We start from the raw sequence: 22351 nt of genomic DNA on the forward strand, positions 1-22351 counted from the left end.
CGCCAGGTACGTACCCGACAACAACAACACGATGAAGCTGTACAGGGCGATCTCACCGAGCAGGAACGACCAGTGCGTCGGGAACACCTTGTTCAGCTGCTTGCGCAACCCGGAGGCCGCGTGGAACCGCTCATCGGCAGCGTTGGCCGCCGCCCCTGCGACGCGCGCGGCCGCGTTGGCCGGCTTCGTCGGCGTGGTGATGGCACTCATGACTTACGCTCCCAGAACGCCGGACCCACAGCCTCGATGAAGTCACTGCGGGCAACCAAGTATCCCTCTTCGTCCACAGTGATCGGAAGCTGTGGGAGAGGACGGGTCGCCGGCCCGAACCGCGGCTTGGCGTACTCGAACACGTCGAACTGCGACTGGTGGCACGGGCAGAGCAGCAGACCGGTCTGCTGCTCGAACAGCGAGGTCGGGCAACCCAGGTGCGTGCAGATCTTCGAGTACGCGTACAGGTCGCCGTAGTTGAAGTCCTCCTGGCCCGCGCGCTTCGTGATCGCCTGGTTCGGCCGCATGCGGATGAGCATGACCGGAGCGTCGGCCCGCTTGAGGGCGGCGACCAGTGCGTGCTCGTCGTTCCGCTCGGACTCGCGGAACGGGAAGACCGTCTCGAAGCCGCCCGGCTCGACGTCCTCGGGACGCACCAGGGAGACCTCGTGGAAGTTGCCGGTGTGGCGGCGGAGGTAGACCTTCTCGCCCTTCTCCGCCTTCCAGCCGGTGTGCCAGAGCGAGTTCTTGGTCTCGCTGTCGGAGTGCGGGTTCTTGACCAGCGCGCCCAGCGGGACGACGGCCACGCCCAGGCCCAGCACGCCCGCGCCGAGACCGGCGGTGCGCTTGATCAGGCTGCGGCGGCCGATGCCGCTGCGCTGGCCCGCGTCGGACAGCTCGGCCACCAGGGTGGCGCGGTCGACCGCGGTCGACGGGCCGTCGTGGCGCTGCTGCACCGCGAGCTCGTCGGGGAGGAACTTCTTGGTGTAGAGCAGCGCGCCGACGCCCAGGCCCAGCACGGACAGGCCGAGGAACAGGCCGATCAGCGGGTTGTACAGGTTGTGCAGGAGGTGGCCCTCGGCGTTGGACGGGGACTCGTACTCCCACGGCCAGAAGAGGAACACGCCGAGGAAGGCGAGGCCGGACAGCGCCGAGATCAGGAACCAGATGGCCACCTGGCGCTGGGCGCGGCGCTCGGCGCGCGTGCCCTCGACCGGCCACTTCTCCTCGTAGTGGACGAGCTCGACGCCGTCCATCCTGGTGCCGAGCTTGACGAGGTCGTCCCGGCTCATCTCCGCGAGCTCTGCCTCGCTGGGCAGCTCGGTCGGCTTGTCGCCGCTCATGCCTTGGCTCCGATCCAGAGGGTCACGCCGATGAGCGCGGCGATGCCCACGATGAACGCGATCAAGCCCTCGGAGACGGGTCCGAACCCACCCAGGGCGTTACCGCCGGAGTTGTTGTTCCCGTCGGTGACCGACTTGACGTACGCGATGATGTCTTTCTTCTCTTCCGGCGTGAGCTGGCGCTCGCCGAACTTCGGCATGTTCTGCGGGCCGCTCAGCATCGCCGTGTAGATCTGGTCCTCGGTGACGCCGTCGAGCGCCGGCGCGAACTTGCCGGACGACAGCGCGCCACCACGCCCCGTGAAGTTGTGGCAGCTGGCGCAGTTGAGGCGGAAGAGCTCGCCACCGCGCGCCGGGTTGTCGCCGCGCAGGGCCTCGCCGGACTCGGAGGGCTTCTTCGGGCCCGCGCCGCCGTTGGCGTCGATGTAGGCCATCAGCGCGTTGATCTCCTCAGGGGAGAGCTTCGCGGGCTTGCGGATGGCCTGCGCCTCCTGCCGCGCCATGGGCATGCGGCCGGAGGAAGTCTGGAAGTAGACCGCGGCGTCACCGACGCCGACGAGGCTCGGCCCGCGGCTCTCGACACCCTCCAGGGACCTGCCGTGGCAGCTCTGGCAGGTGTTCAGGTAGATCTGCTCGCCCTGGCGGACCAGGGCGTCCTGCTGCTGTGCCTGCGCGGTCTGCGCGGTGGGCGCGAACGCGGTGAACAGCAGGCCGGCGCTCAGCAGGCCGAACCCCAGTGCGAGCAGGCCGGCGACCCGGCGGCGCAGCTTCGTGCGGGCGCCGCGGGGGCGTTTCGTAGTGGTGGTCATGGTGTGCGGCAACCCTTGCTGTCAGTTCGGGAGCTCGTGGCTTGGCTGTGTGCCGACTGGGTCAGGGCACGATGTAGATGATGGCGAACAGGCCGATCCACACGACGTCGACGAAGTGCCAGTAGTACGACACGACGATGGCGGAGGTGGCCTGAGCCGGCGTGAACTTGCTGAGCTTCGTCCGGATCAACAGGTAGACGAACGCGATCAGACCGCCGATGACGTGCAGGCCGTGGAAGCCGGTCGTCAGGTAGAAGACGGTGCCGTAGGCCGACGACGGGATCGTCGTGCCGTGCTCGACCAGCTCGACGTACTCACCCGCCTGGCCGCCCACGAAGATCGCGCCCATGATCAGCGTCACGATGTACCAGCGACGCAGACCGAAGACGTCACCGCGCTCCGCTGCGAACACGCCCCACTGACAGGTGAAGGACGACGCGACCAGGATGATCGTGAAGACCGACGCGTAGGGGACGTTCAGGTGGGTCGGAGGCGGGGGCCAAGGTCCCTCGTTCTGGGCCTTCACCGTGAAGAACATGGCGAAGAGGCCAGCGAAGAACATGAGCTCGCTGGACAGCCAGACGATCGTGCCGACGCTGACCATGTTCGGGCGGTTCAGCGAGTGCACGCGCTGGCCGATTGAAGGCGCTGCCGTGGTCACGAGCAGCATTATTGCCTGCGCTATTTCCGCCCGCCCATCGGGTCCTGGGCGGATCATGGGTCGGCTGGGTCACACGGCGCGTGACCCAGGAGGAGGTCAAAGGGATGGGCTTGCTGGGCCGATTGCGGGAACTGCTGCACCGGCGGGACGAACCGGTGCTGTCCTTGAACGATCCGGACCTCGTCGTGGTCGTCGAGGCGTTCGACGTCGTGGAGGCCGATTCGGCCGCTCTGGCGCGGTCGCCGCGGTGGCGGGCCGACGAGCTCGCGGTGTTGCGGCACCACGTCCGCATCCCGCCTGACCAGGTAGAACGCGCGCGGAAGCTGCTGGAGCCGGACGGCTGGGTGCTCGTCGCCGGTGATATATCGCATATCAGCCGGGTGCAGAAGCTGGACGCGCTGCACTGCGCGCAGGAGCGGTCGCGGATGGCGTCGCTGGCGCAGCGGCTCGGCGGTGACGCCCTGGGGTGGGACGCCCTGCAACCGGCCCGATAGCATCGCCGCGACCTTGGTCACTTTCTTCACGACCCAGTCAGCAGTAGCAGTGGAGGATCGAGAGATGAGCACGCAGACCACGAAGATCCTGGTGTTCAGCCACCGACCCGAGGTGCGTGAGACGATCATCACTGCCGTCGGCCGCCGCCCGGCGCCGGACCTGCCCCGCGTGGACTACGTCGAGGCCGGCGCGATCGCCGACGTGCTGTACGAGGTGGACAACGGCACCGTCGACCTGCTGATCCTCGACGGCGAGGCGCAGCCGACCGGTGGCATGGGCCTGTCCCGCCAGCTCAAGGACGAGATCACGAACTGCCCGCCGATCGTCGTGGCCGTGCGCCGCAAGGACGACCGGTGGCTCGCGACCTGGTCGCAGGCCGACGCGGTGCTGGTGCACCCGCTGGACCCGCTGGCCGCCGCCGAGACCGTGGCAGAGGTGCTGCGGGGCTCGGCTGTTCCCGTCGTCAGGGGCTGAGCCCGCGATGGGCGAGCGCACCTGGCCGTCGCTGCTCAACCGCCTGCTCGACGGTGTCGACCTGACCGCCGACGACACGGCCTGGGGCATGGACCGGGTCATGTCGGGCGAGGCGACGCCGGCGCAGATCTCGGCGTTCGTCGTCGCGTTGCGCGCGAAGGGCGAGACGCCGGAGGAGGTCGACGGCCTGGCGACGATGATGCTCAGCCACGCCCGCCGCTTCGACGTGGGCGTGCGCGCGACCGACATCGTGGGCACCGGCGGCGATCATTCCGGTTCGGTGAACATCTCGACGATGGCCGCGATCGTCACGGCCGCGGCGGGCGTCCCGGTGGTCAAGCACGGCAACCGGGCGGCGTCGTCGCAGTGCGGCACGGCGGACGTGCTGGAGGCACTGGGCGTCGCGATCGACCTGCCGCCGGAGGGCGTGCGGGCGACCGTGGCGGAGCTGGGCATCGGGTTCTGCTTCGCGCCGGTGTTCCACCCCGGCTTCCGGCACGCGGGCCCGGTGCGGCGGGAGATCGGCATCCCGACGTCGTTCAACCTGCTCGGGCCGCTCACGAACCCGGCGCAGCCGCAGGTCGGCCTGATCGGTTGCGCGCGGGCGGTCGCGGCTCCGCTGATCGCGGGGGTGTTCGCACGCCGCCGCAACACGGCGCTGGTCGTGCGCGGTGACGACGGCCTCGACGAGATCACGACCACCACGACGACGTCGGCGTGGCTCGCGCAGGACGGCGAGGTGCGCGAGGAGCGGATCGACCCTGCGGTGCTGGGTGTGCAGCCCGCGCGCGAGGAGGACCTGAAGGGCGGCGACGCGTCGGTCAACGCCCAGGTGGTCCGCGACCTGGTGGCCGGCAAGACGGGTTCCGTACGCGACGCGGTGCTCGTGAACGCGGCGGGCGCCATCGCGGCGCACGGCGGGTTCTCGGGCGACCTGCACGCCGACCTGGCGGCTTCGCTGGGCCGTGCCGCCGAGGCGGTCGACTCGGGTGCGGCGAGCACGCTGCTGGGCCGTTGGGTGGAGCTCTCGACGTCCCTGAAGGGCTGAGACCACCCGGTTCGGTCACGCGGCGCGTTCGGCGCGTGACCGGGCCGGTGCGGCTGCCGCAGTGGCGTAGTCCGTGCGAGTGACGGCCCGGAGATGCGCGCCACGTGGTAACCCGGCGGCAACCGCCACCTGGAATGCTGGAGCCATGGTCCTCTACCCGGTGATGAAGCACGTCGTCGCGCGCGCAGCCCGCATGGTCTACCGCCCGGTGGTCGACGGTCTGGAGAACGTCCCGACCGACGGCCCCGTCATCCTGGCGGCGAACCACCTCAGCTTCATCGACAGCGTCGTGATCCCCATGGTGGTGCCGCGGCGCGTGTCGTTCCTGGCGAAGGCGGAGTACTTCACCGGCACCGGGGTCAAGGGCGCGATGTCCCGCTGGTTCTTCTCGTCGCTGGGCCACGTGCCGGTGCACCGCGGCAAGGGCCGTGACGCCCGTGCCGCGCTCGACACGGCGGCGGAGGTCCTGGCGCGCGGGGACGCGTTCGCCATCTACCCCGAGGGCACCCGCTCGCTCGACGGCATGCTGCACCGCGGTCGCACCGGTGTCGCGCGCATGGCGCTGGAGTCGGGTGCGCCGGTCGTGCCGGTCGGCATCATCGGCACGGACAAGGTCCAGCCGGTCGGCAGCCGGTTCCCGAAGGTCGTCCCGGTGACCGTGCGGTTCGGCGAGCCGCTCGACTTCAGCCGCTACGACGGCATGCAGGAGTCGCTGCCGGTGCTGCGCAGCGTCACCGACGAGATCATCTACCGCATCCTCGACCTGAGCGGCCAGGAGTACGTCGACGCGTACCAGAAGACCCCGGTCGCCGCTTAGACCGCTCACGGCCCGCTGAGGCCGTCGCAGGGACCATGTCGAAGGCCCTCCCCCGCTGGCGCGAGCACAGCGACGGGAGGGCCTTCGTGCGAGATGCGGGACGCCGTGCACGACCGAGGCCCCCTCCGCGAACAGAGGGGGCCTCGGTAGAGCAAATATCCGATATATCGGATATCAGTCGTGGTTGGGTCCGGTGTGGTACTCGAACACCAGGCCGCCGACGGTGATCAGCACGAGGATGATCGCGATCACGAGCAGCCACACGTGCCAGAACGCCACCGCGACACCCGCGGTCGCCGCCGCGGCGGCGAGGCCGATCGGCCAGTACGAGCCGGGGCTGAAGAAGCCCAGCTCACCGGCACCGTCGGAGACCTCGGCCTCGGGGTTGTCCTCGGGACGGACCTCGATGCGGCGGGCGACGAACCGGAAGTAGGTGCCGACGATGAGCGCCAGACCACCGGTGAGCGCGAGCGCCACCGTGCCGGCGGGCTCGACCGCGCCGGTCGCCTGGTGCGTCCAGTAGCCGTAGACGACGGCCATCAGGAACGAGAAGGCCATCACCAGGTCGAATACGCGAGCTTCGATCTTCATCGCGGGGCGTCCCTACTTCTGACCCGCGCCGGACGCCTCACGGGCGGTCCGGTCGGTGTTGAACGGGGTGGTCGTGGTGGCCAGCGGCGAGCACCAGTCCTTGCAGCCCACCTTGGCGAGCGCCTCGGCCGTGGTGTACGGCTTGCCCGTCTTCTCGTTCGTCTCCTTGCGGAACCCGATGTACTTGTCGAAGTCCGCCTGCTCCAGGGCGCGGACCTCGAAGTTCATCACCGCGTGGTAGGAGCCGCACAGCTCGGCGCACCGGCCGACGAACGCACCGGGACGCTTGATCTCGTCGATCTGGAAGACGTTGTCCTGGTTGTTCTTCTTCGGGTCCGGGAAGACGTCCCGCTTGAAGTGGAACTCCGGCACGAAGAACGAGTGGATGACGTCCGTCGACTCCAGGGTGAACTGGACGCGCTTGCCGGCCGGGAGCACCAGGATCGGGACCTCACCCGAGGTGCCGACCGTGCTGACGACGTTGCCCGCCTCGGTCTTGTGGTCCGGGTACTGGAACTCCCAGTTCCACTGGAACGCGATGACGTCGACGTTCACGTCCGGCTTGCCCGACTTGTCCGTCACGTAGTTCTGCGTGACGGCCGTGAAGTAGAACAGCACCGCCACGATCACCGTCGGCACGACGATGAGCACGATCTCCAGCGGGAGGTTGTACGCCGTCTGACGCGGCAGCTCCTCCGACTTCTTGCGGTGGAACGCCACCGACCACAGGATCAGACCCCACACGATGACGCCGACGACGAGCGCGGCGATCACGGACCAGGTCCAGAGCTCGCGCATCTTCTCGGCCTGCGGCGTGACGGCCACCGGCCAGCCGAAGCGCAGCACCTCGTCCGTGGAGCAACCGGTGGCCCCGATACCGACCAGGCCCACCAGGCCAGCGGTTTTCGCCAGCCGGGATGCCCTGGTGCCCTCCTTCAGGCCCACTGCTCGCCCGCCTCCTCGTTCCATGCCAACGGATCAAGCGGGAGCGTAGCCCAGCGCGGGAGGGCTCACCCCTCGGGGGCACCGCCGCTGCGGTGCAGTTTCGGTCACACAGAGCCCTTTCGGCATACTGGGGACTTCCCCCTTCGTATTTCTGAGAGGTGCGAGAGCCTTGTGCGGCCTGGCAGGACTTGTATGCCCTAGCGAGAACGAGGCCGAGAGCGCCCGCCCGGCGGTGGAGTCCGCACTGCGCTGCATGCGGCACCGCGGCCCGGACGAGAGCGGCACGCGGCGGGTGGACGAGGTCGTCTTCGGGTTCAACCGCCTGGCGATCATCGACATCGAGCACTCCCACCAGCCGCTGACCTGGGGACCGCCGGAGTCGCCGAACCGGTACACGATCAACTTCAACGGCGAGGTCTACAACTACCTGGAGCTGCGCGCCGAGCTCACCGAGAAGCACGGCGCGGTCTTCCACACCGACGGCGACACCGAGACGATCGTCGCCGCCTACCACTACTTCGGCCCTGCGGCGATCTCGAAGCTGCGCGGCATGTTCGCCTTCATCATCTGGGACGCCGAGCGCAGGGTGCTGTTCGGCGGCCGCGACCCGTTCGGCATCAAGCCGCTGTACTGGGCGCAGGGGGCGCTGGGCGTCGCGTTCTCCAGCGAGAAGAAGATCCTGCTGGAGATCTCCCGCACGCTGGCCATCAACCCGCAGCTCAACGTGAAGGGCCTGCAGCAGTACCTGACGCTGCAGTACGTGCCGGAGCCCGACTCGCTGCACGACTCGATCCACCGGGTCGAGTCCGGTCACTCGTTCACGCTGGTCCCCGGTGAGGCGCCGCGGTTCGAGCGGTACTTCCCGGCCGAGTTCCGGGTGCGCACCGTCCGCAGCGAGGCGGAGGCCGACGCGCTGTACGACGAGATCACCGCCGCGCTGCGCGACTCGGTCGCCAAGCACATGCGCGCGGACGTGACGGTCGGCTCGTTCCTGTCCGGCGGCATCGACTCCACCGTGGTCGCGGCGCTGGCCAAGGAGCACAACCCGGACCTGATCACGTTCACCACGGGGTTCGAGCGCCAGGGCTTCTCCGAGGTCGACGTGGCGGCGGAGTCGGCGGCGCTGATCGGCGTGAAGCACGTCGTGCGCACGGTCAGCCCGCAGGAGATGATGGACTCCCTGCCGCTGATCACCTGGTACCTCGACGACCCGGTGGCGGACCCGGCGCTGGTGCCGCTGTGGTTCATCGCGCGGGAGGCGCGCCGGCACGTCAAGGTCGTGCTGTCCGGTGAGGGCGCGGACGAGCTGTTCGGCGGGTACACGATCTACCGCGAGCCGTTGTCGCTGTCGGCGTTCGAGAAGGTGCCGGGGGCGCTGCGCAAGGCGATGGGCAAGGTGTCGACGAAGATCCCGCAGGGCGTGCGCGGCAAGGACCTGCTGCGCCGGGGCGCGCTGACGCTGGAGGAGCGCTACTACGGCAACGCGCGCATCTTCCTCGACCCGCAGCTGCGGGAGGTCCTGCGCACGTACGACCCGAACACCTCGCACAGGGACGTGACGGCCCAGCCGTACCGCGAGTCGCGGCACTGGGACCCGGTCACGCGCATGCAGCACGTCGACCTGTTCACCTGGCTGCGCGGCGACATCCTGGTCAAGGCCGACAAGATGACCATGGCGAACTCGCTGGAGCTGCGCGTCCCGTTCCTGGACCCGGAGGTCTTCAAGATCGCCTCGCAGATCCCGAGCGAGCTGAAGATCACGAAGGACACCACGAAGTTCGCGTTGCGCAAGGCGATCCGCGACATCGTGCCCGCGCACGTGCTGAACCGCCGCAAGCTCGGCTTCCCGGTGCCGATCCGGCACTGGCTCAAGGACGAGATGCACGACTGGGCGGTCGAGCACGTGCGCGCGTCGCAGACCGACCAGTACATCGACAAGCAGGCGGTGCTGCGGCTGATCGAGGAGCACCGGTCGGGCGTGCTCGACCACAGCCGCCGCATCTGGGCGCTGCTGGTGTTCATGATCTGGCACGGCATCTTCGTCGAGAACCGCATCACGCCGGTGGTGCCGGAGCCGCACTACCCGGTCAAGCTCTAGCCAGGACGCGAAAGGGCCCCTCCGCGGAGGGGCCCTTTCGTTCGGCGGTGGTTACCGGCGGCCCTGTGCGCTGCACATCGCGTAGGAGCTGACGACGGTCTCCGGTGCCGCCATGAGCTCCAGGTAGCGGTCGAGCTCGTCGTCGGACAGCGGGAGTTTCGCGCGGGCCTGGCGTGCGCTGGCGGCGAGCAGCCGGCAGCCCGACGAGCCGCCCTGCCACTCCTGCACCTCGCGGGAGCCGCTGACGTCGTGCATTCCGACGTCCTGCAGCGCGCGTTCGACGCGGGCGCCCCAGGCGAGCTCGGCACCGGCCTGGTCGAGCAGCGTGAGCAGGGCGTTCTTCACCCGCATGATGAGCTTGGCGTCGTCGGGGGCGGCGGCGGCGAGGACCTCCAGCGGGAGGCAGTCGAACTCGTCGAGCACGAGCCAGCCGCCGGGGCGCAGCGCGTCGCGCAGCTTGCGCAGGACGAGGTCGCGGGCCGGGAGGTGGAAGAGCACGCCGCGGGCGTGGACCAGGTCGAACGCGTTGCCCGGCAATATGTTGGACACCACGTCGTGTTCGAGGACGGTGACGTTGTCACGCTCCCGCAGCCGCGAGACGTCGAGGTCGGTGACCGTCACGTGCCCGGACGGGGCGACGACGTCGGCGAGCCAGTTCGCCACCGATCCGCCACCGCCACCGATCTCGAGGCAGCGCCAGCCGTCTGTGATGCCGAGCCGCTCGACGCGGGCGAAGGTGCCCGCGTCGAGCAGGGAGCTCAGCGCGTCGAACTGCGGGTCGAGCGACTCACCGGAGTCGCCTAACAGGTACGTCCCCATTGTCCGATCATGGCAGGACCGGGGCGATCTCCTCAGCCGCTTCGCCGCCGAACGCGCCGCGGATGCGGGCGAGGGCGGGCTCGCGCTCGAGCTTCCACTCCTGCGTGCCGACGGTCTCGAGGACCTCGACGGCGATCAGGGAGCCGAGCTGAGCTGCGCGTTCCAGGCCCAGGCCCGCGGAGGTGCCGGCGAGGAACCCGGCGCGGAAGCCGTCGCCGACACCGGTCGGGTCGGTCTTCGCGACCTCGGGGACGGCGGGCACGTGCAGCGAGGAGCCGTCGCGGTCGACGATCTCCACGCCCTTGGCGCCGAGGGTGGTGACCCGGCGGCCGACCCTGGACAGCACGTCGGCCTCGGTCCAGCCGGTCTTCTGGAGCAGCAGCTCCCACTCGTAGTCGTTGCTGAACAGGTACTCGGCGCCCTCGACGAACGTGCGCGCCTGCTCGCCGTCCATGCGGGCCAGCTGCTGCGACGGGTCGACGGCGAAGCGGTAGCCGCGCTGACGGCACTCCTCGGCGTGGCGGAGCATGGCGGCGGGGTCGTCCGGGCTGATCACGACGAGCTCGAGGTCGGCGACCCTGTTCGCGATCGGGGCCAGCTCGATGTTGCGGGCCTCGGCCATCGCGCCGGCGTAGAAGGAGGCGATCTGGCACATGTCGTCGTCCGTGGTGCAGACGAACCGCGCGGTGTGCGCGACCTCGGAGACGTACACGCCGGAGGTGTCGACGCCGTGCCGTTCCAGCCACGAGCGGTAGTCGTCGAAGTCCTTGCCGACGGCGCCCACGAGCACCGGCCGCATCCCCAGCACACCGAGACCGAACGCGATGTTCGCGCCGATGCCGCCGCGGCGGACGACGAGGTCGTCGACCAGGAAGCTCAGCGACACCCGGTCGAGGCGCTCCGCGACCAGCTGGTCCGCGAACCGGCCGGGGAAGTGCATGAGATGGTCGGTCGCGATGCTGCCGCACACGGCTACCGGCACCAGTCGGCCCTCACTTTCTTGTTGCTCGACGCGCGGCTGACCCGGACGAGTGCAGCCGCGAAGACTACTGTTTGGTAGGGCTTTCGCAGGTCACAGCACCGACATACGGTCGAGCGGTGACGATCCCCGAGGCGACCACGATGACCGAGCTGATCGACGACTGCGCGCAGCTCCCCTTCGCTCTGACCCACCCCGAGCACCCCCTGCCCGCACCGCGGGCGGCCGCGGCCTGGCTGATCGACGACCGCAGCACGAGCCAGGTCGAGGGCCTGGCCGAGTACGGCGTCTGATCGCTCGGAGCCCGGACAGCAGGTCCACACAGCGCGAGGCCGCGTTCCCGTCGTGCGGGAACGCGGCCTCGCGCGTTGATCGCCTTAGTGGAACGAGTCGCCGCAGGCGCAGGACCCGCCGGCGTTCGGGTTGTCGATCGTGAAGCCCTGCTTCTCGATCGTGTCCACGAAGTCGATGACGGCGCCTTCGACGTACGGGGCGCTCATGCGGTCAACGGCGACCTTCATGCCGTTGAAGTCCACCATCGCGTCGCCGTCGAGCGTGCGCTCGTCGAAGAACAGCTGGTACTTCAGGCCGGCACAACCACCGGGCTGGACGGCGATGCGCAGGTGCATGTCGTCGCGGCCCTCCTGGTCGAGCAGCGCCTTGGCCTTGACGGCGGCCGCATCGGTCAGCGTCACGCCGTGGGTCGGCGCCTCGGAGGTCGAAGCGGCATCCTGAGCGGTCGTCATGGCTCTCCTAAGAGGTCCTTTGCGGGCGGTTCGCCCTTCAACAACACGGGCGTTCCCCGCTTTGTTCCGCTCTCCATGGTCCCACAACACGGCCCCTTGTCGAACGTCACGTGGGCCACCCTCCAGCCACCAGCGACGACGCCGACCGATATATCAGTCGGCGGGTCAGTGCGACCACTGCCGGGCCACGTGCCGTGCCGTTGCAACGAGACTTTTGCGGGCGTCCGCAATCGATTTTTGCACGGAGCCGACGTGCTCGGAGACGGAGTAGGCGTCCTGGACGCCGGCGGCGGCCATCTCGCGGCGGCCGACGCTGACCTGGCCGGCGATGGCGATGCAGGGGACGGCGCGGTCGGCTGCTCCGGCGGCGACGGCGGTGATGAGCTTGCCGCGCAGGGACTGCCAGTCGAAGCTGCCCTCGCCGGTGACGACGAGGTCGGCGGTGTCGAATGCGGCGTCGAGGGCGGTGAGCTCGCGGACGAGGCCGGCGCCGGACCGCACGGTCGCGCCGAGGGTGAGCAGGGCGGCGCCGAGACCTCCGGCAGCTCCGGCGCCTGATATATCGGATACGGGCTTCAGGACGTCCATGGCGGCGAGCTTGGCTTCGAGGCGTTCCACGGCTTCCGGGGACGCGCCCTTCTGCGGGCCGAACGTGCGGGCGGCGCCGTGCGGGCCGAGCAGCGGGTTCTCCACGTCCGACGCGGCCACCAGCGATATATCGGTCAGCTCGACGGCGGCGTCGGCCAACGCGGCGAGCATGCCCGCGCCGCCGTCGGTCGTGCCGGAGCCGCCGAGGCCGACGACGATGACATCGTTGTCAGCCGCAGCTGCCGCGATGAGCTCGCCGACGCCGCGGGTCGTGGCGGTCTCGCAGGACGCGGCGCGCAGCTCGGCCGGCACGAGGTGCAGGCCGCACGCCTCCGCCGACTCGACGTACGCGGTGCGCTTGCCGTCGTGGGTGTGCCGCAGCCAGCGTGCTTCGACCGGCGTGCCGAGTGGGCCGGTGACGGTGGTGTGTTGGACATCGCCGTCGAGTGCGGCGTGCAGGACCTCGACGAAGCCGGGGCCGCCGTCGGCGAGCGGGCGCCGCACGACGACGTCGTCCGGCTTGGCCTCGTGCCAGCCGGTGGCGATGGCGTCGGCGGCCTCGCGGGCGGTCAGGGTGCCGCCGAAGCAGTCCGGGGCGATGAGTACGCGCACCTCGCGAAAGGTACAGAAGAACCACTGCCCTACCCTGGTGCCGTGAGGTTCCTGCGCCGCAACTCCGACGACACCGCCACCGCCACCGAAGCACCCGCGACGGAGGCCGAGCTCGCCGAGCCGCTCGACCGGAACCGGACCGCGGGCAAGGGCCGTGCGACGCCGAAGCGCCGGGAAGCGCAGGCCAGGCGCAGCGGTCCCGTCCCGCCGCCGCCCCGCACTCAGCGCGAGGCGTTCAAGCGCATGCGCGGCAACAAGGTGAGCAAGGAAGAGCGCCGTGCCGCGGCCGCCGACCGCCGTGCGCGGATGATGGCGGGCGACGAGAAGTACCTGCCGGTGCGCGACCGCGGGCCGGTCAAGGCCTACATCCGCGACCTGGTCGACTCGCGCCGCAACCTCATGGGCCTGTTCATGCCGCTCGCGATCCTGGTGTTCGTGGCGCTGCTGACGCCGTCGCTGGCGGTGCAGCGGTACGCGACGCTGGCGACGACGTTCATGCTGATCGCGATGATCATCGAGGGCTTCGTCCTCGGCCGGATCGTCACGAAGCGGGTGCGGGCGAAGTTCCCGACCGAGCCGATCAAGGGCATCTCGATCGGCTGGTACGCGTTCATCCGCGCGAGCCAGCTGCGCAAGCTGCGCATCCCCAAGCCGCGCGTGGGCCCCGGCGACGCCGTCAAGTAGGTGGCCCGGCTGTCACTGCCGGAGCGGCTGCGGTGGGACCACAACGCGTGGTACCGCCGCTGGCTGCTCCGGCAGTTGCCGTCCGGGGCCGGGTCGGCGCTGGACGTGGGCTGCGGGCTCGGTGACCTCGCCCGGTCGGTCGACGCGCGGAGCGTCACGGCGATCGACGCGAACGAGCGCATGGTCGAGCGCGCCAGTGCGACGAGCACGCGCGTGCGGTGGGTCCACGGCGACGTCCTCACGCACGACCTGGGGCGGTTCGACGTCGTCACGGCCGAGGCGAGCCTGCACCACCTGCCGTTGCGCGAGGGGCTCGCGCGGCTGGCCGGGCTGACCGCGCCGGGCGGGCGGCTGGTCGTCGTGGGGCTGTACTCGCTCGCCACGAAGGCCGAGCTGGTGGTGGAGGCCGTCGCGCTGCCCGCGAACGCGCTCGTCGGGATCGCGAAGTGGGCCACCGGTCAGCGCACCGGTGCGCACGACTCGGAGATGCCGGTCGTGTGGACCGCTCCGACGTTGGCCGAGATCCGCGCGGCGGCGCGGGAGAGCACGCCCGGTGCGCGCGTGCGCACGCGGTTGTTCTGGCGGTACACGCTGGTCTGGGACGCTCCCGAAGTTCATTAGCAAGCCGAAGGAACTCGGACTAAGCTCCGATGTATGAAGTTCCGTCGTCTTGGCCGCAGCGGCCTGAGCGTCAGCGAGATCACCTACGGCAACTGGCTCACGCACGGTTCGCAGATCGAGGAGGACCAAGCGCACGCCTGCGTGAAGGCCGCGCTGGAGTCCGGCATCACGACCTTCGACACCGCCGACGTCTACGCGAACACCGCGGCGGAGTCGGTGCTCGGCCGGGCGCTCAAGGGCGAACGGCGCGAGTCCCTGGAGCTGCTCACGAAGGTCTACTGGCCGACCGGCCCCGGCGGTCCCAACGACCGCGGCCTGGGCCGCAAGCACGTCATGGAGTCGGCCAACGCCTCCCTGAAGCGCCTGCAGACCGACTACGTCGACCTCTACCAGGCCCACCGGTACGACCACTCGGTGCCGCTGGAGGAGACGATGCTGGCGTTCGCCGACCTCGTCCGCCAGGGCAAGGTCCTCTACGTCGGTGTCTCCGAGTGGACCGCCGAGCAGATCACCCGCGGTGCCGCGCTGGCCCGTGAGCTCAAGGTGCCGTTCGTGTCGCACCAGCCGCAGTACTCGATGCTGTGGCGCGTCATCGAACCGCAGGTCGTGCCGGTGTGCGAGCGCGAGGGCATCAGCCAGATCGTGTTCTCCCCGATCGCGCAGGGCGTCCTGACCGGCAAGTACCTGCCGGGTGCCGAGGCGCTGGCGGGCTCGCGGCTGGCCGACGAGCGCGGGTCGCAGATGATCGCCCGCTGGGTGCGCGACGACGTGCTGACCGCGGTGCAGCAGCTCAAGCCGATCGCCGACGAGGTGGGCGTCACGATGGCGCAGCTCGCGGTGGCGTGGGTGCTCAAGAACCCGAACGTCGCGTCCGCGATCATCGGCGCCTCGCGGCCGGAGCAGGTCGTCGAGAACGTCAAGGCGGTCGACGTCGAGCTCGACGACGAGGTGCTGAAGAAGATCGACGGCGTGCTCGAAGGCGTCGTCACGGACGACCCGAGGCTCACCGCAGCCGGCTGATCCTCAGCCCGCGGGGTGCAGGCTCATCGGGCCGTACACCTCGGACTCCGCGCGCAGGAGCGTGACCTGCTCGACCCCGGCGTCGAGCAGGTCACGCCACCCGGCGCTGAACCACTCCTCCGCCTCCGCCTGGTCGGCGAACACCACGTCCGGGCCGGCCACGTCCCGGCCCTGTGCATCCTGGTAGCGCCAGCGGAACTCCATGGACGAAGGCTAACCCTTGACCACCAGAACGCTCGTGCTCGGCGGCGCCCGTTCGGGCAAGTCCGCGCACGCGGAAGGCCTGCTCACGGACGCGACCGTGACATATGTCGCAACGGCGCGCCGCTACCCCGACGACCCGGACTGGGACGCGCGCATCGCCAAGCACGTCGCCCGCCGCCCGTCCACCTGGCACACCGTGGAGGCGCCCGCGTCCGGTGACCTGTCGGCGTTGCTCACCGCGACGTCGTACGACGACCCGCCGATCCTGGTCGACGACCTGTCGACGTGGCTGGTGGGCGCGCTCGACGACGCCGGCGCGTGGGAGGGCCACGGCATCGGCGCGGTCGAACGCGCCGTCGACGAGCTCGTCGGCTCCATCGCCACCTGCCGGGCGCGGCTCGTGCTGGTGAGCGCGGAGGTCGGCCTCGGCGTCGTTCCGTCGACGCGCTCTGGCAGGCTCTTCCGCGACCACCTCGGTGCGCTCAACGCGCGCGTCGCCGGGGTGTGCGACGAGGTGCTGCTGCTCGTCGCCGGCATCCCGCTGAGACTGCGATGAGGAGTGACCAGGTGAGCACCGAGTTCCCGCCGGTGGAGGCGCCGGACGAGACCGCTCTGCGCGAGGCGCGGGCCAGGCACGCGGTGCTGACCAAGCCGGTCGGCTCGCTCGGCCGCCTGGAGGACCTCGGCATGTGGGTCGCGGCGTGCCAGGGCGTCGTGCCGCCCAAGCCGTTCGTGCGGCCGCGGGTCGTGGTGTTCGCGGGCGACCACGGCATCACCGCGCAGGGCGTGTCGGCGTACCCGAGCGAGGTGACCGGGCAGATGGTCGCCAACTTCCTGACCGGCGGCGCCGCGGTGAACGTGCTCGCGCAGGTCGCGGGAGCCACCGTGCGCGTGGTCGACATGGCCGTCGACTCCGACACCCCCGCCGCGGTCAGCGCGCACAAGGTGCGGCGCTCGTCCGGGTCGATCGACCGCGAGGACGCGCTCACCCGCGAGCAGTGCGAGGCGGCCATCGCGGCCGGTCGCGCCGTCGCCGACGAGGAGGTCGACTCGGGCGCCGATGTGCTCGTCGCGGGCGACATGGGCATCGGCAACACGACGCCGGCGGCGGTGCTGATCGCGTCGCTGACCGGGTCGGAGCCGGTCGCGGTCGTCGGCCGCGGCACCGGCATCGACGACCAGGCGTGGATGCGCAAGACGGCGGCGATCCGCGACGCGCTGCGCCGGGCGCGGCTGGTGATCAGCGACCCGGTGGCGTTGCTGGCCACGGCCGGTGGCGCGGACATCGCGGCGATGGCCGGGTTCCTGGCCCAGGCGGCGGTGCGCAAGACCCCGGTGGTGCTCGACGGCGTCGTCGTCGGTGCGGCCGCGGTGGTGGCCGAGGAGCTGGCGCCGGGTGCGCGCGAGTGGTGGGTCGCCGGGCACGAGTCGGCCGAGCCCGCGCACGCGATCGCGCTGGGGCACCTGAACCTGAAGCCGCTGCTGGAGTTCGGCATGCGACTGGGCGAGGGCTCCGGTGCGGTGGCGGCGCTGCCGTTGCTCAGCGCCGCGGTGAAGGTGCTCGCGGAGATGGCGACGTTCGAGAGCGCCGGTGTCACGGCCCGCGAGGACCAGCACGTGCTGGAGAAGCAGCTCGACGGTGTCGACGATGACGACGACGCAGAGCTGAGCCGCCGGGAACCGAGCCGCGAAGAACCGGCTGAGTGAAGCTCGCCCTCTCCTGGCTGACGGTCCTGCCGATCCGCGTCGACGCCGTCGACGGCGTCGCGGCTCGGCGGGCCATCAGCTGGGCACCGGTCGTTGGCCTGCTGCTCGGCGCGTTCGCGGCTGGTGTGCTGGAGCTGCTCGCGATATCCGATATATCAGCGCTGGTGGCTGGGTTCCTGGTCGTCGGCGTCGTAGCTCTGGTGTCGCGCGGCATGCACGTCGACGGGCTCGCCGACGTCGCCGACGGCCTCGGTTGCTACGGGCCGCCCGAGCGGGCGCTGAAGGTCATGAAGGACGGCGGCGCCGGGCCGTTCGGCGTCGTCACGTTGATCGTGGTGCTCGGAGCTCAGGCAGCGGCGCTGCCCCAGTCCCACTGGGGAACGGTGCTGCTGGCGTTCGCGGTGAGCCGGGCCGCGTTCGGGATCTGCTGCCTGCGCGGCGTGCCCGCGGCTCGGCCGGAGGGGCTCGGCGCGCTCGTCGCGGGCACGCAGCACCCGGCGGTCGTCGCCGGCACGTGGGTGGTGCTCGCCGTCGCGGCGGTTCCGCTCGGGGTGCGCGCTGTCGTCGCCGTCGTCGTCGCGGCCCTGCTGGTGTGGTTGCTCGTGCGGCACACCGTGCGGCGGTTCGGCGGCATCACCGGTGATGTGCTCGGTGCTGCCGCCGAACTCGCACTGCTCGTCGTGCTGGTCGTCTCCGGGTAGGGGACCTGACCAGGACGGGGACCTAGCCGAGCACCGTCATCCAGCCGTGGGTGTCGGCGACGTGGCCGTGCTGCAGGCCGGTCAGGCGCTCGCGCAGCTTCATGGTCACCGAGCCGGTGCCGCCGTCGGCGATGGAGAACTCGCCACCGGCGTGCTTGACGTGGCCGACGGGGGTGATGACGGCGGCCGTGCCGCACGCGAAGACCTCGGTGAGCTCACCGGAGGCGTTCGCCTTCTCCCACTCGTCGGTCGAGATGCGCCGTTCCTCGACGGTCAGGCCGAGGTCGGACGCCAGCCGCAGCAGCGAGCTCCGGGTGATGCCGGGCAGCAGCGTGCCGGTCAGCTCGGGGGTGACGACCTTGTCGCCGTAGACGAAGAACAGGTTCATGCCGCCCATCTCCTCGACCCAGCGGCGTTCCACCGCGTCGAGCCAGACGACCTGGTCGCACCCCTTCTCCGCGGCCTGCGCCTGCGCCACGAGGGACGCGGCGTAGTTGCCGGCGAACTTGGCCGCGCCGGTGCCACCGGGGGCCGCGCGGACGTACTCGGTCGAGAGCCACACGCTCACCGGGCGGACGCCGCTCGCGAAGTAGGAGCCGGCGGGGGAGGCGATCAGCACGTAGAGGTACTCGGACGAGGGTCGCACGCCGAGTCCCTTCTCCGTCGAGATCATGAAGGGCCGCAGGTAGAGCGACTCCTCGGGCGCCGAGGGCACCCAGTGGCCGTCGACGGCGAGGATCTGCCGCACCGACTCGAGGAACAGCTCGTCGGGGAGCTCGGGCATGGCCATGCGGCGGGCCGACGCGCGGAAGCGCTCGGCGTTCGCCTCAGGGCGGAAGGACGCGATCGAACCGTCGGGCTGCCGGTAGGCCTTGAGCCCTTCGAAGATCGCCTGGCCGTAGTGCAGCACCATTGCCGCGGGGTCCAGTGCGAGGGTGGAGTACGGGCCGACCTCTGCGTCGTGCCAGCCCTGCTCGCGGTTCCAGCGGATCGTCACCATGTGGTCGGTGAAGTGCTGCCCGAAGCCCGGCTTGGCAAGCACCTCCGCTACGCGTTCCGGGGTCGCCGGCTGCGGGTGGGAGGTCCGGGTGAAAGGCAACGCGCTCGTCATGTGAGCACGGTAATACGCAGGTCGGGATACGGAAAATCGTCTTCCCAAAACTCGGACGTCCTACTAAGTCACACCGGTTAGAGTCCCCGACCATGACCGAGCAGGAACGATCTTCGAAGGGTGCTGACGTCCGCACCGTGCTGCAGGCCGCGCTGCTCGTGCTGGGCACCGGGCTGACGCTGCTCGACGGCTACGTGCTCGGCGGGGCCGGCGGTGTCGTGGGCGCCGTGTTCCTGGCCGTCTTCTTCCTCGCCGGGTACTACGGCATCAGCAAGGACAAGCCCTCTACGAACGGCCGGGTGTACGGGCTGGTGGCGTGTGTCGCCGTGACGCTGCTCGTCTTCCTCTCAGCGACGCTGTAGCGCCGATCAGCCCCGTGCCGGCGCCCACTCCCGCGAACGAGATGAGCAGCGCGGGCACCGGCGTGCTCATGGCGAGCAGCACGGAGAGCCCGAGCCCGAGGCAGGCGGTGCGCATGGGCCACGTGCGGTCGTTCTGCAGCAACACGCGCGCCGACGCGTTCGTGAACGCGTAGTAGAAGAGCGTCGCGCACGCCGCCACGCCCAGCGCGATCGACAACGGCATGACGACCACCGCGAGCGCGCACGCGGCCACGACCACGACCGACAGCACCGCGGGCTTGAGGCGGCCCGGCAGGTCGCCGTCCTCCACCAGCCCGGTCAGCGTCCGGTGCGCCGACGCGAGCACGAAGTGCAACGCGGTCACCCCGGCCACCGCGGCGGCGATCTGCACGAGCGGCACCAGCGCCGCCGCGTCCGCCGCGACGAGCGCGTCCCGCAGCGGCGCGGGCGACAGGGCGAGGCGCGCGCTGCCGAGCTGACGCAGCACACCGGCGCCCACGGCCAGGTACACCGCGAACGGCAGTCCGACCAGGACGGGGATGGCGATCCGCAGCACACCCGGCGGGTGCGGCCGCTCACCGCGGTGCGGGGCGGTGACGCGCTCGAAGCCGGTGAACGCCACGAACATCAGGCCGGCGGCACCGACGAGCTCGTTGGCGCTGCCCGTCTCCCCCGCCGACGGCACCGGCGGGATGGCGAAGCTCGCCACGGCCACGAGCACCAGCACGCCGAGCACGACCACCGCGGCCGCCGTGCTGACGCCGACGTCCCAGCGGAACCCGGCCGCGCCCAGCAGCGCCGTGGCCGCCACGAGGACGAGCGCACCGGCCAGCGGCTGGTCCGGCACCACGTACGCGCCGAACATCACCGCCACCGCCGCCGCCATCGCGCACCGGCCGAGCAGGTGCGCGCTCGCTGTCATCCGTGCGGGCCACACACCGAGCTGAGCACGTACGTATCCGTAACCGCCGCCGACGTCGGGGTAGGCACGGGACTGGTCCGCTGTCGAGAAGGCCGAGCACAGGGCGGCTGCCGCGGAGATGGCCAGCGCCGGGAGCAGCCACCAGCCCGCAAGACCTGCGGCGGGAGCGAATCCGGCGAAGACCCCCGCACCGAGCACCGCGGGCAGACCGAGCGCGATCGCCGCTGCGATCTCGCGAGGCGTGTGGGTCACGGGGTACACATTCGCAGATGGGGCATCAGGCCGTAACCACCCGGTCGAATGACGCACGGATCGGGCGAACACGCCCGGTTCGGACACTCTTAGCAACTGTCAACGTCACGGATTGCCGCCGAACGAGGCGGGGCTCGGCATTGGCGGCGCACTCCGACCTTTAGCATAGGTCACGATTCCGAGCACACATACCACGCACAACCCCATGGAGCAGCACGTGACAGCCCCGAAGCTGGCCCTCACCGAAGGTGACCTGAGCACCACCGCCGCGGACGCAGTCGTCGTGGGCACCCTGCAGGGTGCGGACGGTCTGGAGCTCGCGCCCGGTGCCGAAGCGGTCGACGCCGCGTTCGACGGCGCGCTGCTCGAGGTGCTCGGCACCCTGCGCGCGACGGGCAAGGCCGACGAGCTCGTCAAGGTGCCGACGTTCGGCAAGATCTCCGCCCCGCTCGTCCTGGCCGTCGGCCTGGGCAAGACCGCGGGCGAGGAGCAGGTGCGCCGCGCGTCCGGTGTCGCCGCCCGCGCGCTCGCCGGCAAGAAGCGCGCCGTGAACACCCTGGGCGCGCTGCACGTCGGTGCCGCCGCCGAGGGCACCCTGCTCGGCGCGTACTCGTTCACCGAGTACAAGTCGGACAAGGGCGAGGCCGCGGTCGTGAAGGTCGACCTGCACGCCGCCGGTTCCAAGGAGAACAAGGCCGCGCTGAAGGCCGCCGTCGCGATCGCCGAGTCGGTCGCCATCGCACGCGACTTCATCAACACCCCGCCGAACGACCTCTACCCCGGTTCGTTCGCCGACCGCGCCGCGAAGCTCGCGACCGCCGCCGGTCTCGACGTCGAGGTGCTGGACGAGAAGGCGCTGAAGAAGCAGGGCTTCGGCGGCATCCTGGGCGTCGGCGGCGGCTCGACCCGCCAGCCGCGCCTCGTGCGCATCTCCTACAAGGGTGCCAAGGCCACCAAGAAGGTCGCCCTGGTCGGCAAGGGCATCACGTTCGACACCGGCGGCATCTCGATCAAGCCGGCCGCGGGCATGGACGAGATGACCTCGGACATGTCCGGTGCCGCCGCGATCGTCGCCTCGATGGTGCTCGCCGCGAAGCTCAAGTACCCGCTGGAGATCATCGCCTCGATCCCGATGGCGGAGAACATGCCCTCCGGCGACGCCTACCGCCCCGGTGACGTGCTCACCATGTACGGCGGCAAGACCGTCGAGGTGCTCAACACCGACGCCGAGGGCCGGCTGATCCTGTCCGACGCGATCGTGCGCGCCTGCGAGGACGGCCCCGACTACCTGATCGAGACCGCGACGCTGACCGGCGCGCAGGTCGTGGCGCTGGGCAAGCGCACGTCCGGTGTCATGGGCTCGGAGGAGTTCCGCGACCGCGTCGCCCGCATCGGCACCGCCGTCGGCGAGTCGGCGTGGGCCATGCCGCTGCCGGAGGAGCTGCGCGCCGACCTCGACTCGCGCCTCGCGGACCTCGCGAACGTCACCGGTCACCGGTGGGGCGGCATGCTCGCCGCGGGCCTGTTCCTGCGCGAGTTCGTGGCCGAGGGCGTGCAGTGGGCGCACATCGACATCGCCGGCCCGGCGTTCCACACCGGCGGCCCCTACGGCTACACCTCCAAGGGCGGCACGGGCGTCCCGGTCCGCACGATCGCGGCGGTGCTCGCCGACATCGCGGCCAACGGCTGAGGTGACCGGGTCCCGCGATCGTCCAGCGTGGACGGTCGCGGGACCGCGTGTGGGGACACGC

26 protein-coding genes and 1 pseudogene are annotated in these 22351 nt (G+C 70.6%); 14 read left to right on the top strand and 13 right to left on the bottom strand.

Annotation, left to right across the window (positions count from 1 at the left end):
* From ACZ7CF_RS35095 to ctaE, 4 genes and pseudogenes are all read right to left on the bottom strand, one after another.
* Window positions 1-210 (bottom strand): annotated as a pseudogene (locus tag ACZ7CF_RS35095) (cytochrome bc1 complex cytochrome b subunit); the annotation flags it as partial.
* Window positions 207-1334 (bottom strand): cytochrome bc1 complex Rieske iron-sulfur subunit, encoded by a 1128-nt coding sequence (gene qcrA / locus ACZ7CF_RS35100; protein WP_458433765.1) that lies wholly within the window; start codon window positions 1332-1334, stop codon window positions 207-209. The gene qcrA and the pseudogene ACZ7CF_RS35095, both read right to left, overlap by 4 nt.
* A complete protein-coding gene (qcrC, locus tag ACZ7CF_RS35105; protein ID WP_360397440.1) occupies window positions 1331-2143 on the bottom strand; it encodes a cytochrome bc1 complex diheme cytochrome c subunit in 813 nt (270 codons plus the stop codon). The genes qcrA and qcrC overlap by 4 nt, the downstream gene beginning before the upstream one ends.
* 61 nt (window positions 2144-2204) lie before the next feature.
* A complete protein-coding gene (ctaE, locus tag ACZ7CF_RS35110) occupies window positions 2205-2813 on the bottom strand; it encodes an aa3-type cytochrome oxidase subunit III (protein ID WP_285647246.1) in 609 nt (202 codons plus the stop codon).
* Window positions 2814-2908: 95 nt separating this feature from the next.
* Here ctaE and ACZ7CF_RS35115 point away from each other — a divergent pair, with 95 nt between their 5' ends.
* The 4 genes from ACZ7CF_RS35115 to ACZ7CF_RS35130 all read left to right on the top strand — a co-directional run bounded on the left by ACZ7CF_RS35115 (window position 2909) and on the right by ACZ7CF_RS35130 (window position 5638).
* Window positions 2909-3298, top strand: a complete 390-nt coding sequence (locus tag ACZ7CF_RS35115; protein ID WP_470371816.1) for a hypothetical protein — start codon at window positions 2909-2911, stop codon at window positions 3296-3298.
* A 64-nt stretch (window positions 3299-3362) separates the two neighbouring features.
* Complete coding sequence (locus ACZ7CF_RS35120) at window positions 3363-3773, top strand: hypothetical protein (RefSeq protein WP_360397437.1); 411 nt, start codon at window positions 3363-3365, stop codon at window positions 3771-3773.
* Window positions 3774-3780: 7 nt separating this feature from the next.
* Window positions 3781-4821: an anthranilate phosphoribosyltransferase gene (gene trpD, locus ACZ7CF_RS35125; protein ID WP_360397435.1), complete on the top strand. Its 1041-nt coding sequence runs from the start codon at window positions 3781-3783 to the stop codon at window positions 4819-4821.
* A gap of 145 nt (window positions 4822-4966) precedes the next feature.
* Entirely contained in the window at window positions 4967-5638 is a 672-nt protein-coding gene (locus ACZ7CF_RS35130; RefSeq protein WP_470371817.1) for a lysophospholipid acyltransferase family protein, read from the top strand.
* A gap of 174 nt (window positions 5639-5812) precedes the next feature.
* Here ACZ7CF_RS35130 and ACZ7CF_RS35135 read toward each other — a convergent pair whose 3' ends face one another.
* On the bottom strand, window positions 5813-6229 hold the full coding sequence (locus ACZ7CF_RS35135; RefSeq protein ID WP_360397431.1) for a cytochrome c oxidase subunit 4: 417 nt from the start codon (window positions 6227-6229) through the stop codon (window positions 5813-5815).
* Window positions 6230-6241: 12 nt separating this feature from the next.
* Window positions 6242-7174 (bottom strand): aa3-type cytochrome oxidase subunit II, encoded by a 933-nt coding sequence (ctaC, locus tag ACZ7CF_RS35140; protein WP_360397429.1) that lies wholly within the window; start codon window positions 7172-7174, stop codon window positions 6242-6244.
* Window positions 7175-7343: 169 nt separating this feature from the next.
* Between ctaC and asnB the strand changes: the two genes are divergently transcribed.
* Window positions 7344-9272 (top strand): asparagine synthase (glutamine-hydrolyzing), encoded by a 1929-nt coding sequence (asnB, locus tag ACZ7CF_RS35145; RefSeq protein WP_360397427.1) that lies wholly within the window; start codon window positions 7344-7346, stop codon window positions 9270-9272.
* 51 nt (window positions 9273-9323) lie between these two features.
* On the opposite strand, the gene ACZ7CF_RS35150 is transcribed toward asnB, so the two are convergent.
* Window positions 9324-10091 carry a class I SAM-dependent methyltransferase gene (locus ACZ7CF_RS35150; protein WP_470371818.1) on the bottom strand — a complete coding sequence of 256 codons (768 nt, stop codon included), beginning with the start codon at window positions 10089-10091 and terminating at the stop codon, window positions 9324-9326.
* Window positions 10092-10098: 7 nt separating this feature from the next.
* A complete protein-coding gene (locus tag ACZ7CF_RS35155; RefSeq protein ID WP_360397460.1) occupies window positions 10099-11031 on the bottom strand; it encodes a carbohydrate kinase family protein in 933 nt (310 codons plus the stop codon).
* Window positions 11032-11189: 158 nt separating this feature from the next.
* On the opposite strand from ACZ7CF_RS35155, the gene ACZ7CF_RS35160 reads away from it, so the two are divergent.
* Entirely contained in the window at window positions 11190-11363 is a 174-nt protein-coding gene (locus tag ACZ7CF_RS35160) for a hypothetical protein (protein ID WP_360397423.1), read from the top strand.
* 84 nt (window positions 11364-11447) lie between these two features.
* Here ACZ7CF_RS35160 and ACZ7CF_RS35165 read toward each other — a convergent pair whose 3' ends face one another.
* On the bottom strand, window positions 11448-11816 hold the full coding sequence (locus ACZ7CF_RS35165) for a HesB/IscA family protein (protein ID WP_053737629.1): 369 nt from the start codon (window positions 11814-11816) through the stop codon (window positions 11448-11450).
* 165 nt (window positions 11817-11981) lie between these two features.
* Entirely contained in the window at window positions 11982-13016 is a 1035-nt protein-coding gene (locus ACZ7CF_RS35170; protein WP_470371819.1) for a glycerate kinase family protein, read from the bottom strand.
* A gap of 42 nt (window positions 13017-13058) precedes the next feature.
* On the opposite strand from ACZ7CF_RS35170, the gene ACZ7CF_RS35175 reads away from it, so the two are divergent.
* From ACZ7CF_RS35175 to ACZ7CF_RS35185, 3 genes are read left to right on the top strand one after another with little or no spacing between them, the layout of a single operon-like run.
* Window positions 13059-13700 carry a DUF3043 domain-containing protein gene (locus ACZ7CF_RS35175; protein WP_360397419.1) on the top strand — a complete coding sequence of 214 codons (642 nt, stop codon included), beginning with the start codon at window positions 13059-13061 and terminating at the stop codon, window positions 13698-13700.
* Window positions 13701-14321, top strand: coding sequence for a class I SAM-dependent methyltransferase (locus ACZ7CF_RS35180; RefSeq protein WP_470371820.1), 621 nt, complete (start codon window positions 13701-13703; stop codon window positions 14319-14321).
* A 33-nt stretch (window positions 14322-14354) separates the two neighbouring features.
* Window positions 14355-15341, top strand: coding sequence for an aldo/keto reductase family protein (locus ACZ7CF_RS35185; protein WP_470371821.1), 987 nt, complete (start codon window positions 14355-14357; stop codon window positions 15339-15341).
* A 3-nt stretch (window positions 15342-15344) separates the two neighbouring features.
* Here the strand turns inward: ACZ7CF_RS35185 and ACZ7CF_RS35190 are convergent, their stop codons facing one another.
* Window positions 15345-15545, bottom strand: coding sequence for a hypothetical protein (locus ACZ7CF_RS35190; RefSeq protein WP_360397413.1), 201 nt, complete (start codon window positions 15543-15545; stop codon window positions 15345-15347).
* Between the two features lie 16 nt (window positions 15546-15561).
* On the opposite strand from ACZ7CF_RS35190, the gene cobU reads away from it, so the two are divergent.
* The 3 genes from cobU to cobS are packed head-to-tail and all read left to right on the top strand — an operon-like array spanning window position 15562 to window position 17953.
* On the top strand, window positions 15562-16101 hold the full coding sequence (gene cobU, locus ACZ7CF_RS35195; protein ID WP_360397411.1) for a bifunctional adenosylcobinamide kinase/adenosylcobinamide-phosphate guanylyltransferase: 540 nt from the start codon (window positions 15562-15564) through the stop codon (window positions 16099-16101).
* Window positions 16098-17252: a nicotinate-nucleotide--dimethylbenzimidazole phosphoribosyltransferase gene (cobT, locus tag ACZ7CF_RS35200; protein WP_470371822.1), complete on the top strand. Its 1155-nt coding sequence runs from the start codon at window positions 16098-16100 to the stop codon at window positions 17250-17252. Before cobU ends, cobT begins: the two co-directional genes overlap by 4 nt.
* Window positions 17249-17953, top strand: a complete 705-nt coding sequence (cobS, locus tag ACZ7CF_RS35205) for an adenosylcobinamide-GDP ribazoletransferase (protein WP_470371823.1) — start codon at window positions 17249-17251, stop codon at window positions 17951-17953. The genes cobT and cobS overlap by 4 nt, the downstream gene beginning before the upstream one ends.
* 22 nt (window positions 17954-17975) lie before the next feature.
* On the opposite strand, the gene ACZ7CF_RS35210 is transcribed toward cobS, so the two are convergent.
* Window positions 17976-19064, bottom strand: coding sequence for a branched-chain amino acid aminotransferase (locus tag ACZ7CF_RS35210; RefSeq protein WP_360397405.1), 1089 nt, complete (start codon window positions 19062-19064; stop codon window positions 17976-17978).
* A gap of 92 nt (window positions 19065-19156) precedes the next feature.
* Here ACZ7CF_RS35210 and ACZ7CF_RS35215 point away from each other — a divergent pair, with 92 nt between their 5' ends.
* Window positions 19157-19426, top strand: a complete 270-nt coding sequence (locus ACZ7CF_RS35215) for a hypothetical protein (RefSeq protein WP_360397403.1) — start codon at window positions 19157-19159, stop codon at window positions 19424-19426.
* On the opposite strand, the gene ACZ7CF_RS35220 is transcribed toward ACZ7CF_RS35215, so the two are convergent.
* Window positions 19350-20600, bottom strand: coding sequence for an APC family permease (locus tag ACZ7CF_RS35220; protein ID WP_470371824.1), 1251 nt, complete (start codon window positions 20598-20600; stop codon window positions 19350-19352). The genes ACZ7CF_RS35215 and ACZ7CF_RS35220 overlap by 77 nt on opposite strands.
* 217 nt (window positions 20601-20817) lie before the next feature.
* Here ACZ7CF_RS35220 and ACZ7CF_RS35225 point away from each other — a divergent pair, with 217 nt between their 5' ends.
* Window positions 20818-22290, top strand: a complete 1473-nt coding sequence (locus tag ACZ7CF_RS35225; protein WP_360397399.1) for a leucyl aminopeptidase — start codon at window positions 20818-20820, stop codon at window positions 22288-22290.
* The last annotated feature ends 61 nt before the right edge of the window (window positions 22291-22351 follow it).

Source organism: Lentzea sp. NPDC036955 (assembly GCF_055608005.1).

Coding starts and splice junctions, on each gene's coding strand:
- qcrA (WP_458433765.1), bottom strand. CDS start 1,334: ATGAGCGGCGACAAGCCGACCGAGCTGCCCAGCGAGGCAGAGCTCGCG.
- qcrC (WP_360397440.1), bottom strand. CDS start 2,143: ATGACCACCACTACGAAACGCCCCCGCGGCGCCCGCACGAAGCTGCGC.
- ctaE (WP_285647246.1), bottom strand. CDS start 2,813: ATGCTGCTCGTGACCACGGCAGCGCCTTCAATCGGCCAGCGCGTGCAC.
- ACZ7CF_RS35115 (WP_470371816.1), top strand. CDS start 2,909: ATGGGCTTGCTGGGCCGATTGCGGGAACTGCTGCACCGGCGGGACGAA.
- ACZ7CF_RS35120 (WP_360397437.1), top strand. CDS start 3,363: ATGAGCACGCAGACCACGAAGATCCTGGTGTTCAGCCACCGACCCGAG.
- trpD (WP_360397435.1), top strand. CDS start 3,781: ATGGGCGAGCGCACCTGGCCGTCGCTGCTCAACCGCCTGCTCGACGGT.
- ACZ7CF_RS35130 (WP_470371817.1), top strand. CDS start 4,967: ATGGTCCTCTACCCGGTGATGAAGCACGTCGTCGCGCGCGCAGCCCGC.
- ACZ7CF_RS35135 (WP_360397431.1), bottom strand. CDS start 6,229: ATGAAGATCGAAGCTCGCGTATTCGACCTGGTGATGGCCTTCTCGTTC.
- ACZ7CF_RS35150 (WP_470371818.1), bottom strand. CDS start 10,091: ATGGGGACGTACCTGTTAGGCGACTCCGGTGAGTCGCTCGACCCGCAG.
- ACZ7CF_RS35155 (WP_360397460.1), bottom strand. CDS start 11,031: ATGCACTTCCCCGGCCGGTTCGCGGACCAGCTGGTCGCGGAGCGCCTC.
- ACZ7CF_RS35165 (WP_053737629.1), bottom strand. CDS start 11,816: ATGACGACCGCTCAGGATGCCGCTTCGACCTCCGAGGCGCCGACCCAC.
- ACZ7CF_RS35185 (WP_470371821.1), top strand. CDS start 14,355: ATGAAGTTCCGTCGTCTTGGCCGCAGCGGCCTGAGCGTCAGCGAGATC.
- ACZ7CF_RS35190 (WP_360397413.1), bottom strand. CDS start 15,545: ATGGAGTTCCGCTGGCGCTACCAGGATGCACAGGGCCGGGACGTGGCC.
- cobT (WP_470371822.1), top strand. CDS start 16,098: ATGAGGAGTGACCAGGTGAGCACCGAGTTCCCGCCGGTGGAGGCGCCG.
- ACZ7CF_RS35210 (WP_360397405.1), bottom strand. CDS start 19,064: ATGACGAGCGCGTTGCCTTTCACCCGGACCTCCCACCCGCAGCCGGCG.
- ACZ7CF_RS35215 (WP_360397403.1), top strand. CDS start 19,157: ATGACCGAGCAGGAACGATCTTCGAAGGGTGCTGACGTCCGCACCGTG.